At 36.4% G+C, this 12,478-nt stretch carries 13 protein-coding genes; 5 read left to right on the top strand and 8 right to left on the bottom strand.

Going from position 1 to position 12,478, the window contains the following annotated elements; translation table 11 throughout:
* On the bottom strand, window positions 1-1,172 hold a 1,172-nt coding region (locus tag OSO01_RS11355; RefSeq protein WP_371863294.1), incomplete at its 3' end, for an adhesive domain-containing protein.
* Window positions 1,173-2,105: 933 nt separating this feature from the next.
* Here OSO01_RS11355 and OSO01_RS11350 point away from each other — a divergent pair.
* A complete protein-coding gene (locus OSO01_RS11350) occupies window positions 2,106-2,738 on the top strand; it encodes a TetR/AcrR family transcriptional regulator (protein WP_147210534.1) in 633 nt (210 codons plus the stop codon).
* Window positions 2,731-2,973 (top strand): hypothetical protein, encoded by a 243-nt coding sequence (locus tag OSO01_RS23560; RefSeq protein ID WP_198048716.1) that lies wholly within the window; start codon window positions 2,731-2,733, stop codon window positions 2,971-2,973. Before OSO01_RS11350 ends, OSO01_RS23560 begins: the two co-directional genes overlap by 8 nt.
* On the opposite strand, the gene OSO01_RS11340 is transcribed toward OSO01_RS23560, so the two are convergent.
* The 4 genes from OSO01_RS11340 to OSO01_RS11325 are packed head-to-tail and all read right to left on the bottom strand — an operon-like array spanning window position 2,970 to window position 6,633.
* Window positions 2,970-4,037 (bottom strand): sensor histidine kinase, encoded by a 1,068-nt coding sequence (locus OSO01_RS11340; protein WP_147210533.1) that lies wholly within the window; start codon window positions 4,035-4,037, stop codon window positions 2,970-2,972. The two genes, OSO01_RS23560 and OSO01_RS11340, sit on opposite strands and share 4 nt — an antisense overlap.
* Window positions 4,034-4,750, bottom strand: coding sequence for a response regulator transcription factor (locus tag OSO01_RS11335; RefSeq protein ID WP_147210532.1), 717 nt, complete (start codon window positions 4,748-4,750; stop codon window positions 4,034-4,036). The genes OSO01_RS11340 and OSO01_RS11335 overlap by 4 nt, the downstream gene beginning before the upstream one ends.
* Before the next feature lie 27 nt (window positions 4,751-4,777).
* Complete coding sequence (locus OSO01_RS11330; RefSeq protein WP_147210531.1) at window positions 4,778-5,710, bottom strand: ABC transporter permease; 933 nt, start codon at window positions 5,708-5,710, stop codon at window positions 4,778-4,780.
* Window positions 5,707-6,633: an ABC transporter ATP-binding protein gene (locus OSO01_RS11325; RefSeq protein WP_147210530.1), complete on the bottom strand. Its 927-nt coding sequence runs from the start codon at window positions 6,631-6,633 to the stop codon at window positions 5,707-5,709. Before OSO01_RS11325 ends, OSO01_RS11330 begins: the two co-directional genes overlap by 4 nt.
* 221 nt (window positions 6,634-6,854) lie before the next feature.
* Between OSO01_RS11325 and OSO01_RS11320 the strand changes: the two genes are divergently transcribed.
* Entirely contained in the window at window positions 6,855-7,253 is a 399-nt protein-coding gene (locus OSO01_RS11320) for a MerR family transcriptional regulator (RefSeq protein ID WP_147210529.1), read from the top strand.
* Complete coding sequence (locus OSO01_RS11315; protein WP_186813643.1) at window positions 7,237-8,412, top strand: MFS transporter; 1,176 nt, start codon at window positions 7,237-7,239, stop codon at window positions 8,410-8,412. Before OSO01_RS11320 ends, OSO01_RS11315 begins: the two co-directional genes overlap by 17 nt.
* A gap of 155 nt (window positions 8,413-8,567) precedes the next feature.
* Here OSO01_RS11315 and OSO01_RS11310 read toward each other — a convergent pair whose 3' ends face one another.
* Window positions 8,568-8,804: a hypothetical protein gene (locus tag OSO01_RS11310; protein ID WP_339282244.1), complete on the bottom strand. Its 237-nt coding sequence runs from the start codon at window positions 8,802-8,804 to the stop codon at window positions 8,568-8,570.
* 186 nt (window positions 8,805-8,990) lie between these two features.
* On the opposite strand from OSO01_RS11310, the gene OSO01_RS11305 reads away from it, so the two are divergent.
* Entirely contained in the window at window positions 8,991-10,340 is a 1,350-nt protein-coding gene (locus tag OSO01_RS11305) for an MFS transporter (protein ID WP_147210526.1), read from the top strand.
* Window positions 10,341-10,367: 27 nt separating this feature from the next.
* Here OSO01_RS11305 and OSO01_RS11300 read toward each other — a convergent pair whose 3' ends face one another.
* On the bottom strand, window positions 10,368-11,027 hold the full coding sequence (locus tag OSO01_RS11300; RefSeq protein WP_147210525.1) for an NAD(P)-dependent oxidoreductase: 660 nt from the start codon (window positions 11,025-11,027) through the stop codon (window positions 10,368-10,370).
* Window positions 11,028-11,117: 90 nt separating this feature from the next.
* Window positions 11,118-12,299, bottom strand: coding sequence for an MFS transporter (locus tag OSO01_RS11295; RefSeq protein WP_147210524.1), 1,182 nt, complete (start codon window positions 12,297-12,299; stop codon window positions 11,118-11,120).
* Window positions 12,300-12,478: the final 179 nt, after the last annotated feature.

The raw sequence follows: 12,478 nt of genomic DNA, 5'->3' as shown, positions 1-12,478 counted from the left end.
GAATCGGAATCACTGTCTGAGTCAGAATCACTTTCATCATCTTCATCAAACGTAACAGTAGTAGAATCTTCCAGGCTTTCTAATAAAGCTGCATCAATGACTGAATCCTGTACACCTGCACCTTCAATAACAACTTCTCCATTCACACCTGCTGGTTTATTTACCAGTACATCTAAGTTTACAGAAGTATTGCCTATTACCTGAGCGCTTGCTAAATCATTTGAAAGATCAATAGTTCCATCAGTAAGTTCCGTTGCTAGATTTGTTACTTCTTCTGTTACATTTCCTACTAGAGGTAAAAGAAGGTCATTCGTAAGTGAGTTAAGTAAATCACCAACTATAGGCAGATCACTTAAAATATTTATTTCCAGATTATTTACTGCGTTGGATACATCATCTAAAGCGGATTGAACAACATCGACTACCGCAGTTTCTAAGTGGTTACCTAGACCATCAGAGAATGTGACAGCAATTGTGCCATTTTCATTATCTACTGTATATTCAACATCATCACTATATGCAAGTACATCTGCTAAAGCATCATTTAAATTATTTAGGTTATCAATTGCTGCATTTAATTCATCTAAACCGTTGATTTCTACCAAGGATGGTGGAATTAACGCAGGTAATGCATCATTAATTCCGCTGATTAGACCCGTAACTAAACCGGTAAGAGTACCTTGCAGCCCCTCAAGCGCTCCATCCAAAGCTGGTAGATCTCCCATAGTAATTGGCAGAATATCAACGCTTACAGATGCTGTCCCGCCACTATGTTCCAGTTGGCCAGCTAAATCTGGAGCATAAAATACTACTGTTCTATCAGGACTGATTAATTCAACATCAGCTAATCCAGTACCTGTTAAACCTAGGTTAAGATTATAATAATTAGGATCTTCTGAATCAGTTAAATTTGCATCAATATTAATATCAGTTAATAATCGCACTTCTGCCAGACTCGCATATGGAGCAATATTTAAAATAGCAGATGAACTGGCAATTTTAGGATTAGTCAAAGCTTCCCCAGCTGTTGAAGCACCTGCAACAGCTGGCAATGTATTAAAAGCTAATAGAGAAGCCGCTGCTGAAGAAGCAAATACCTTCCTCATTTTACTCGATCGGCTTACTTTTTTTGCTTGCATCTTACGTTTATAATCAAAATTCTTTTTACTCACAATTCCATCCTCCCTTTGCTTAGCACTTCTCCAAAATATTCACTCGTCAACAACTTAAATTAGAATATGTATTAGTTATTCTTATCAAATGCCCCCTTGTCGTTTAGCTAATTTCTAAAGATGACTGAACCAAATTAATATGTATGTAAATTAGCTAAAAAATAAAGTTTTGGATGATTATCATTGGCAGAATTAAAAGATTCTCTTAAAAACTAAATCTCTCAAAAATTGTGATAATTAGTTAAATACCAAATCTACCAACATAATATTTTTCCTGCAATACCTGCCAAAATGTGACTTTTTTGGCTACACCGCCTAATTTTAGAGTGCTTTATTTAATCTTGTAAATCCTAGACTTTTCACCCTGATTTTATTAAATTATTGTTACCAAATAGAAATTTCTATTCAAAAACTATACATCATGCGATTCAAAAGGTTTTATTGGATTATTATTATTATTATTAAGAGACTTATAACCTACCCGTATAACCTCTATATATGGAAATTTTTAGCATATAACTAACAATAAGACTCAATGGTTATTTTGTTTTCTTTTTTATTAGTTCTATCACCTCTTATAAAATGTAAATTTTCCGTATTTTCTAACTATATTATATATATTAATAAAATATGTATTAAACCAATGGTTACCTAATTATCTATTAAAAGATTATCGTATCTTTCAATTTTTTTAATTTAATAAAATTTTTTATCCAAATAGTTAAAACAGTTAAAATGACCTGTTATGTATTTATATAAATTAGCCACTCAGGTTAAAAAATTGGTATTATTTTCCATTAACTAAATACTCTTAATTATGGAAGTTTATCAAATGATTCATTCGTTAACCTACCTGGTAAATACAGCTATAATAATTTTATTAACCTATTAGGTAAAAATGATTATAATTTAAATCAGAATGGAACAATTGAGATGAATATATCTAAACTTGACGAAGAACGAAAAATCGCAATACTAAATTCAGCACTAAAGGAGTTTTGTATTAGAGGTTATGATAATGCTTCAACAAATGTAATTGCTAAAGAAGCTGGTATTTCAAAAGCGTTAATGTTTCATTATGTAAATAATAAACAAGACCTCTTTCTCTATGTATATGATTACTTCACACAATTACTTGAGAAAGAATATTATTCAAAACTTGACTTTTCTGATAAAGATATTTTCAATCGTTTACGTCAATCATATTTGCTTCAAATCGATTTACTTAAGCAATATCCCTGGATTATTAATGTAGATAAATTGACGAATGAAGTAAGTTCAGATGAAATCAATAAAGCCCTTTCCAAAAGAAATGATAATAATCGCTCATCATATGAGCATAAAATTTTCAATAAGATAGATAACTCTATGTTTCGACCAAAATTGAATATTGAAATATGCAAACAGTTTATTCTCTGGTCTAACATTGGATTTACCAGTCAAATATTAGATAATATCGGAAATTCTGAAATCGTAGATTATGAAGAAATTATTGCAACACTTGATGGGTACTTTGATGAACTGCGAAAAGTTTTTTACCAATCTGAGGAGATAAGAAATGGATAATAAACCGAAACCAGTAGTTATTGAATTTCCATTAAGAGGCGAATGGAACGCTCCTACTACTCCTGCAAAGAAGGTTCCCAGCCACGGAACAAATAGAATGGGATTGCAATATGCCTTTGATTTCTTACAGCTGAATTGGAAACATTCTCTTAAGCTTTATTCATGTGGTTACCAAGAATCAATTGAAACAGAGGAACTTCAATCCCTAAGTGATCCGCTTTTGGATGCATTTTAATCACAAGATAATCTTACAGTAATTGCAGTCCCACACCCCAGCTCACTACTCACTTCAATCGATCCTCCATAAGCTGCAATTATTTGCTGGACAATTGCCATCCCCAGTCCAGTTCCTCCAGTCGGAGTATCTGTAGGAGTCCCTCGATAATAACGGTCAAATAAATGATTGACTGCGTCCTCGTCCATCCCTTTGCCGTTATCTTCTATCACGACTTCCACCTGATCTTTTTTCTTAATCGTAACTTTAACAACAGTTCCTGCCGGGTTATGCTCCACTGCATTCACTATTAAATTGGTAAATGCCCTTTTGAGCAGCTTGATGTCCCCTTTTATATAAACAGGATAATTACTGTCGGTGAATTCAAACGAAATCTCTTTATCGACAGGCATATTAGCTGATTCAGCTACCACCCTTCGCAGCAGCTCTGTTAATTCTATTTTTTCGGAATTCCTTTTGGTATCCAGCGATTGATCCATCCGAAAAGCGATACCAAGATCGGAAATCAATTCTTCCATATGCTTGGATTTCTCTTTAATCAGCTGTAAAAATTCTATTCTTTCTGCTTCACTCCATGTATGCTCCTCTGATAAAAGCATATCTGTGTAACCGGAGATATATGACAATGGCGTTTTCAAATCATGTGTCACTCCGGCTGCCCATTCCTGTCTCAGTTTGTTAAATTTTTTCCGTTTTTTCTCATTCTCCTGAAGTATAGTGGAAAGAGATTCCAGGTTGGTATCGACTTCCCTGTATATACGGCTAGAGAGAAATTGTTTTTTCTGTTTTGGAACCAAATATTCCCCATTGGATAAAACTTCTATCCGATTCAGCACACCATACATAGGTCTCGCGAAATAGTAACCATAAAACAGACAATATAAAAAATAAAATGCAACGGCAACCCAGGACAGGACCTTTATCATTGTCAGGTTATCGGGCTCCTGCAGGATATAAATATATAATACTCCAGGAATCGCTAAGACGAGCATCAGTAAAAATTGATGTAAAATAAAACTTAAAGTAAAACGGACAACCAGACTTCCAGTCAGCCATTGTCTCATGGCGAATCCTCTGTATCTGGCGGCACTAATTTATAGCCGATCCCTCTTAATGTAACAATCAGTGAAGGATTTTTCGGGTCCTTCTCGATTTTTTTACGAAGCCGCATAATATGGATGGAGACGGTTTTCTCATCTCCAAGACTATCGTAACCCCACACAATTTCATATAACTGTCCTGCCGTAAATACTTGTTTTGGATGCTCTGCTAAGAAAAGCAATAGTTCAAACTCTTTGGCAGGACAGGCTACAGCTTTGCCGTCAATCAGTAATTGAGCTGCTTTTTTATCAAGGCAAACTGTTCCGAAATGATATACTTCTTCGGGTTCCGTGATTTGCTGATACTGCTCCTGCCGCCGGAATTGTGCATGAATGCGTGCGGCAACCTCCAGCGGATTAAAAGGCTTTGTAATATAATCATCTCCCCCAATTCCAAATCCAGTCAGCATATCTAAATCACTTGAACGGGCAGTAAGAAATAAGATGGGGGCATTCGTCTTTTGACGGATTTCCTGACACAGCTGAAATCCATCTGTGTCAGGCAGCATTACATCCAACACAATTAAATCATACGCTGACTGTGCTATTTTTTCCCTGACTTCTTTTCCTGAGTATGCACTGTGGATAAACGTATAGCCTTCCTTACGCAAAAGTTTTTCAAGCATTTGAATAATACCCGGTTCATCATCAACCAGCAATATTTTTTGTGAACGCATTTTTTTACCCCTTTTTACATTTCATTATCAAGCTGTATCCCGTTTTTTGAATACCATCCAGCTTAATCCTGCAAAAACTGCTATATAAACAGCTAATACAGTGAGAGAAAAGCTTAAAGTCATTTCCGGTCTTGCCGGCAAATGGAATATATACAGGCTTATATCGCTATTGGCAAAAGGCAGATATTTTAACCAGGATATACGGGAAGTTGCTTCTATGATGGAATTACCTACAATCATGATAAACAAAGAAATCCCGACTGCCAATGCACTATTACGTAAAATCGTTGAAATGGCGAAAGATAATGTAACATAACTAAGTATCGGAAGAAAACTCAAGCCATACATTTTAACGGTCTGCAGAAATACATTCATCTCTGTAACCTCTCCTCCCGCATTTAAGAACAAGTCCTTTGTGCCAAGATTTCCAAATCCATAGAACATAGCACTCACCCCGTATCCGGTAACAAATACTATGGCCAGCATACATAAAGCAAATACGGCTACAGAAATGTACTTGGAAAATAAGATTTTCGCACGGCTATGAGGGCGGATCAGCAACAGTTTGATTGTCCCGCTTGTATATTCCCTTGATACTACATCAGCAGCAATGACAATGGCAAATATAATCACCATTTCAATTAATCCGGAAAAACGCAGTAAAGCAGACCATGGATTTTCACTGACTGGTGCAATATCCTTTTCCAGACGGTAGTTGGCAATTTGAAGTTTATTCTCTGTATCTGCATACATTTGAGGAGAAAGCTCATCAATTTCTAATTGTCCCTGGTACCGCTCTATTAGCTCCGATTGTTCAGCACGCCAATCTGACACAGGCTCTTCAGTTAGCTTGTTCATCACAAAGCTGCCTGCTGTGATCGCAATCAACAGGAATAAAATAATCCATGTCAGCTTCCGATTAACAATCTTCATCATTTCATTTGAGATCAATCCAATCATTTTTCTTCCCCCATCATTTCCAAAAATTTATCCTCCAGGGTCCGTTCCTGCACATGAATACTCAAGACACGAATTCCATTATCTAACAACAGCTTATTTAATTCCGGAACCTCATCTTTATTCATCTGGATCCACAACTCGTTTGGTCCGTTACCGGCTATCGCAGTCTTGTTCAAATCCGCAATAAGCATTTTGGTCAATTCTGTTTGCGATGCTTCTACCTCCAGATAAACTCGTGAAATACTATCTTTAGATATAAATGCTTGTACATTTTCGATACTGACCAGCTTTCCCTTCTGCAAAACAGCAATTTTATCGCACATCAATTGCATTTCTGAAAGCAAATGACTGGAAACAAATACGGCTACTCCCTCCTGGTGAGCAAGTTCTTTTAAATTATTGCGGAGCTTCCGTATTCCGGCAGGATCCAGTCCGTTTGTAGGTTCATCCAATATTAACAGAGACGGTCGATGCAGCAGTGCCTGGGCAATTCCCAGACGCTGGCGCATCCCCAGCGAATAAGAGCTTACTTTGTTATGAATACTCTCCTTCAATCCAACATGCTCAACGATCTCATTGATCCGTTTCTTAGAAATACCCGAATCCATCCGCGCATAATGCTTTAAATTCTGATAGCCCGTTAAATATTTATATAAATCCGGGTTTTCTACAATTCCTCCTACATGCCGGATTGCTTGTTCAAACTGGCTGGCAATACTGTGCCCATTAATCAGGATATCTCCCCGGCTTATTTTTATCAGTCCGACCATCATCCGGATTGTTGTCGTTTTACCCGCGCCATTTGGCCCCAGAAATCCAAATACCTCTCCTGCTAAGACATCAAAATTTAAATCATTAACGATTGTCTTTCTTCCAATTATTTTAGTAGTGTGCTTAAATTGAACAATTGGCTGTTGATTCATATACCTGTTCCCCTTCTGTTTCATAATATGGAGCGCTTATCCGACGCTTCCACTAAATTATAGAAAGCGAAAGTAAACAGAGGGTAAACGGAAATTAAATACTGTGCAAATTCACGGATTTTATTTACTTTATTTTTCATGTAAAACAAAGAAGAATTTTATTCATTGACCTTCACATAATGTCAAGGTTTATACTGCTATTATCGAAAGGAGGTTATCCAATGAAAATCAGTGAGCTGTCTCAGGAGACCGGAGTTAGCATGCGCTCTCTCCGTTATTACGAGGAAAAGGGCTTGATTCATCCAAAGCGGCTGGAGAATGGCTACCGTGATTACGATGAATCTATGTTAGAACAGATAAAAACAATTCAGTTATATTTTAATTTGGGTCTAAGTACGGTTGAAATTAAAGAAATTGTGGACTGTGATCCATTTGTTTTTCCTTACGAACAATTAATATGTGATGAGGTAATGGAGCTCTATCAAAATAAATTACTGGATGTAGAGCGTCAAATCAACACATTAAAAGAAGTAAAATCACGCTTGCAAAACAGAATTGAAAAAGTAGAGGAATTAAGAGTTTCAACGAATGGGAGTAAAGCACATGACAAAACCGAATAATATATGGATATTAACAGCGCTGTTTATCAGCGTATTTACAATTGGCACATCAGAATATGTAATTATGGGGATTCTGCCAGTTATTGCAACAGATTTAAGTATTACCATTCCAACAGCAGGACTGCTGGTAACTGGCTATGCCCTCGGAGTAGCTCTTGGCAGTCCATTAATAACAGCAATGACCAGCCAAAGCTCCAGAAAAAAGCTGCTGGTCGGCTTAATGATATTTTTTATTCTAAGTAATGTACTGGCTGCAGTATCCTTCAATTTTGAATTGTTGATGATTGCCAGAATTTTATCCTCTCTGATTCACGGAACCTTTTTTGCAGTTGCAACTGTTGTGGCCAGCAAGACAGCACCACAGGACAAACAGGGTTCTGCGATTGCAGCTGTTGCTGCCGGCTTAACCCTTTCCACTGTTCTAGGTGTGCCATTTGGTACGTTTGTGGGTCATACATGGGGATGGCAGACAACTTTTTGGATAGTGACTTTCCTTGGTATTGCGGCAGTAATAATGCTGATTCTACATATTCCAAGCCGAATTAAATTTCAGTATCAATCTTTGAAATATGAATTAGGAGCTTTTAAAAATCCGCAAATTATTCTTGTTCTATTAATTACTGTCTTTGGATATGGCGGTATCTTCGCTTCCTACACGTATATTGCGCCACAGTTGGAAACATTTGCAGGTTTTTCCGCAGAAGCCATTACAATACTTCTGTTTCTATTCGGTATAGGGTCATTTCTGGGAACGGTTGTAGCAGGAAAATTTGCTAATCGATTGTTAATGCCGACACTAAGTATCACCTTAGTACTGTTAACTGTCATTCTAGCGCTTTTCACTTGGACAGTTCATGATAAAATACTTTCTTCAATTACTGTTTTTCTATTTGGATTTACAGCTTTTGCGACCGTGCCATTACTGCAGACAAAAATTGTCCAAACTGCTAAAGAAGCCCCTACCCTGGCAGCAGCGGCCAATATTTCTGCTTTTAATCTAGCTAATGCTGTCGGTGCTTATCTGGGCGGAGAAACAATCCGTACAGGCTTTGGAATGCCTATTGTTAATCTGACAGGTGCAGTCATTACAGCTGCAGGGGTTATCTTTTCTATTATTTTAATAGTGTACGGAAGAAAGCACAGAGTGAAACAGAAATAATCTAAAGGTTTCATGTAAAGAATACAACGTCAATTCCGATTAAAATTAGTGGATTAGATGGATAAGGAGTGCTGCTTTTTCACGGAAGCACTCCTTTCTTTTTCATATAAAACTAATATTTTATTACTGCCTTATGGTAATTATTCTAAATAAGCTTAATTCTGCTGGATAGAACGGACCCAATCTATCATATCATTTAACGTATCATGGTTAACAGAATAAAAATAACGTTTCCCCTCTCTCTCCAAATTTAGTATATTTGCATTTCGCATTTCTTTTAAATGATAAGAAAGCTTTGTGTTTGAAATAGCTGCTTCTTCATTATTTAATATTCTTAATATATCCTGTGGACAGAAGCTGTTTTCCGCCAAATTTGTAGCGGGCAGATACATTCTTTCCTCCTTTCTCTTCTGTATGATTTCAATTATTTTAATCCTTGTCTCATCCTGTAATACTTTAAAAATGTCATTGATTCGATATGTTTTCATATTTTTATTATAACAGTTTAACTTGACATTTCAAATATTTTTGAATTAAAATCAATATTGTTTCAAAAATATTTGAAATGAGGGATTGTAATGAAATATTATTCGTTTACCAAAAGAGAAGCAGTGAGTTTAATCAGCATATGTTTGGGAAGTTTTCTAATCATTTTAGATACAAATATTTTGAACGTTGTTATGCCCGTAATCAAAAATAAACTACATATCGATTACACAGCTATGGCTTGGGTTTCTAACAGCTATATCCTTACATTTGCAGGATTGCTACTCTTGTTATCAACATTCGCAAAAAGGATAGGCAGTAAAAATGCCTTTTTATTAGGAATTTCTGTCTTTTTAGCTGGCTCTATTTTTGCCGGGTTTGCTAACAACTATTTCTGGCTAATTGCTGGAAGGATTGTACAAGGGGTTGGGGCTGCACTCTTTTCCCCTGTTGCTACTTTATTATTAAATCAGCTCTTTCCGGACGTGAAGAAAAAGGCAGCTGCTTTTGCTATATGGTCAGGAACATCCGGCATCGCCTTTGCTTTTTCTCCGATTATCGGGGGATTATTGAGTTATACTTTCGGTTACCGCAGTGTCTTTTTTATTAATATTCCTTTTGTTATCATCATTATTTTATTTGGAATCTACACTTTACCGAATAATGCTAAAGAACAGACTCAATTTCATTTCAAGGAACAAATCTATTTTATAATTGGTCTTCTGGCTTTTGTTCTGTTTTTAAGTTTTATAGATATTTTTTCAGTTGCCTACACAATTTTGATTAGTCTATTATTTATTGCTATTGTTTTTAGGTTTATTCATCAAATCAGAAAAGATAAACTGCATATTCTGCCTGCTGATTTATTTAATATCCAATCGATTTCGTCTCTTTTAAGTGTTTTCAGCTACAATCTGTGCTGTTATGGATTTATACTGGCATTATCTATTTTATATCAAAATCAATTAGGCTATAACTCAACACTTACAGGAGTTTTATTCTTGCCTTTTACATTGTCAGCCATGTTACTGACCACTTTTTTATCACCTAAAATCAGTGAGAAGTTCGGATTGTATAAGGGGCAAAGATATTCTTTAATTTCAATGATTATTGGCCTGATTTTAGTTTGTATATCCATGCTGTATCGTGACTATTATTATTTATTAAGTATCGGCTATGTCTTTTTAGGCTTCAGCGGAATGGTAGCTCCTTTGGTTACCAATGCTATCTATCAGGATACAAATCCTGAATATCATAATGAAATATCTTCTTTTCTTAACATCTTCAGGCAATTTGGCAGTATGATCGGGATTATTTTAGCAACAATTTCTATTAATTATTTTGGGATTATAAACGGCATCTATGTTGTCAGTTTCTTGATGGTTATTCTTTTAGTAATTGCCATTACTCTTTCGAAAACAAAGCACCGGGCTCAATATTGAACCTGGTGTTTTGCAGATTTTTAATTTTTACTCGTCATCGGCAATAAGGTATATCCCTTCCCACCTCTCTTTTACCGCATCACATACAGCAGTTGCAAAATCCTCATAGCTGATACTTTTCTTTAAAAAATCCATCTTATTGTTCTGAACTTCCCACCTTTTATAAGCTCCAGTACGCAATCCATCAGGAAGATAAGCAGGCGGCGGAATTAAGTAAGCCCATGATTCAAATGAAGGCAGTTCCGTTAAATAATCATATAACTTTGCATGAGCTCTTCCTCTGGGTAAGGTGCGTCCCGGAAAAGCAATATCCTGCCAAAATCGTTTTCCATTCCCCATTTTCAGACTCCCTGCCCCTCCTACCGTAACAATCATTGGATTCTTTCTGCCGGCAGCTGCTTTTCTAATTCGTTTGTCAAGGTCAACCAATGCAGTTGCCTGAATATCTCCACGCATACGAATCGCATTAATAATTACATCTGCTTCATTTGCAGCGCGGCTTAAACTGGAGATAACATTTATATCCACAACCTTAGTTTGAAAAGGATATGTTGTTTTCGGAAGCCTTGAAATATCCTCAGCCTGTCGTAATGCTGCAATAACCTGAATATGCTCATATTCTGATAATTGCTGTAAGACAGAGACACCTGTACGTCCGGTGGCACCTAAAATAAGTACATTTGTCATCAACGCTTCACTCCTCAATAGAATTTTTATGGTTTAAAACACTTTAAATTACATGATAAATAGAATTAACTCACCCTTTTCAAATTAAGATTAATCATTTTTTATACAAAACGATATGATCAAGCTGATTCCAAGCAGTATCGCCAGGCATACAAAAGCCATCCCGTAATTTGCAACCTGTAATAATAGCACTGCAATCATCGGACCGAGACTTGCGCCGACAAATAAAATAAACGTGTAAAGTGAAACCGCTGCTCCATGATTTTTCCCGCCAAGCTGGCCGATTAAAGAGATAAGCGTTGGAACAGTCAATGCAATTCCAGCCACAAAGATAATACTCATGAATACTAAAAATACTGAGTTGGAGTTAATTCCAATGATTAATGAGCCTAGAACTGCAATAATAAGTGCTGCCCGTAAAACGGCCATTAATCCAAATTGGCTGGTCAGCTTTCCTGCAAATGGAGCAAATAACATGCCAATGATGCCGATTATCCTGATATAAAGAATACCGTCAGCACTCATTCCAAATTCATTCGTCAAGTACTCGCCGAGAATAGTATAGAATGCCACGAAAGTAAGTAACAAAGTCACAGCGATACTATATACCTGAACCAAACGCTTATCCGTTAATAATCGAAAAAACTGGGTAAACATGAACTTCAGGTTAGTATTTTCTTGCCTGGCAGCTGTCTTTGGAAGCAAAATCAGAACCAATACAGCCGTTAGGAAATAAATCCCTCCAAAGTAATAAAAAACACTTTGCCATTTAAATTGCTCGCTAATATAACTGCTGAATATTTGACCAACAATGGCAGAGATTAAAAAGCTGGAGCTGATAAAACCAATGGCAGTCACTCTTTTTTCCAGAGGAAATTTATCTACTACATAAGCAATAGCCACCGGCGCAAAACTCGCTGCAGCAAACCCTTGAAAAGAACGCCAGGCAATGACCCATGCTAAAGAACTGAAAATCGGCAGTATAAAAGTCACCATCGTCAGTATAACTAAGCCTGTTAACATAACCTGCTTTCTGCCATAACGATCAGATAAGGGGCCGGTAAATAAACACCCTATCGCATAGCATAGAGAAAAGGCGCTGCCCGTCCAGGCTGTATTTGCCATACTAGTGTGAAAATCCTCACTGAATATCGACATTAACGGAATGGTTAAATAATTACTTGCTACTATCACTAACCCGCACCAGAACAAAATAGCTGTTAATAAGGAATACTTCGGCTGTGAGTTACTATTTTCATTACTAAAATCCATGACTAATCCCCTTCACGAAACTTATTTTCTTTATTTGTAACTTATTTATACAAATTGTAATTTAGTTACAATGGTAAGTCAAGAGATAATTTGTAGACTACCTACTTTTATTGTAAAATAGTTACAAGCATGAAATTATATAAAATGAAACCTTAAATAGTATATTTACCCCCTGCAAA

Source organism: Oceanobacillus sojae (assembly GCF_007991515.1).
Classification (GTDB): domain Bacteria; phylum Bacillota; class Bacilli; order Bacillales; family Amphibacillaceae; genus Oceanobacillus; species Oceanobacillus sojae.
The sequence above is the reverse complement of the archived record's forward strand: the minus strand, read 5'-3'. Positions and strand labels throughout refer to the sequence as shown.

What these genes read in the sequence shown, in the direction of transcription:
- OSO01_RS11340 (WP_147210533.1), bottom strand. Translation starts at nt 4,037, where the DNA reads ATGAGACAATGGCTGACTGGAAGTCTGGTTGTCCGTTTTACTTTAAGT.
- OSO01_RS11325 (WP_147210530.1), bottom strand. Translation starts at nt 6,633, where the DNA reads ATGAATCAACAGCCAATTGTTCAATTTAAGCACACTACTAAAATAATT.
- OSO01_RS11305 (WP_147210526.1), top strand. Translation starts at nt 8,991, where the DNA reads ATGAAATATTATTCGTTTACCAAAAGAGAAGCAGTGAGTTTAATCAGC.
- OSO01_RS11300 (WP_147210525.1), bottom strand. Translation starts at nt 11,027, where the DNA reads ATGACAAATGTACTTATTTTAGGTGCCACCGGACGTACAGGTGTCTCT.
- OSO01_RS11295 (WP_147210524.1), bottom strand. Translation starts at nt 12,299, where the DNA reads ATGGATTTTAGTAATGAAAATAGTAACTCACAGCCGAAGTATTCCTTA.
- OSO01_RS11335 (WP_147210532.1), bottom strand. Translation starts at nt 4,750, where the DNA reads ATGCGTTCACAAAAAATATTGCTGGTTGATGATGAACCGGGTATTATT.
- OSO01_RS11315 (WP_186813643.1), top strand. Translation starts at nt 7,237, where the DNA reads ATGACAAAACCGAATAATATATGGATATTAACAGCGCTGTTTATCAGC.
- OSO01_RS11330 (WP_147210531.1), bottom strand. Translation starts at nt 5,710, where the DNA reads ATGATTGGATTGATCTCAAATGAAATGATGAAGATTGTTAATCGGAAG.
- OSO01_RS11310 (WP_339282244.1), bottom strand. Translation starts at nt 8,804, where the DNA reads ATGTATCTGCCCGCTACAAATTTGGCGGAAAACAGCTTCTGTCCACAG.
- OSO01_RS11350 (WP_147210534.1), top strand. Translation starts at nt 2,106, where the DNA reads ATGAATATATCTAAACTTGACGAAGAACGAAAAATCGCAATACTAAAT.
- OSO01_RS23560 (WP_198048716.1), top strand. Translation starts at nt 2,731, where the DNA reads ATGGATAATAAACCGAAACCAGTAGTTATTGAATTTCCATTAAGAGGC.
- OSO01_RS11320 (WP_147210529.1), top strand. Translation starts at nt 6,855, where the DNA reads ATGAAAATCAGTGAGCTGTCTCAGGAGACCGGAGTTAGCATGCGCTCT.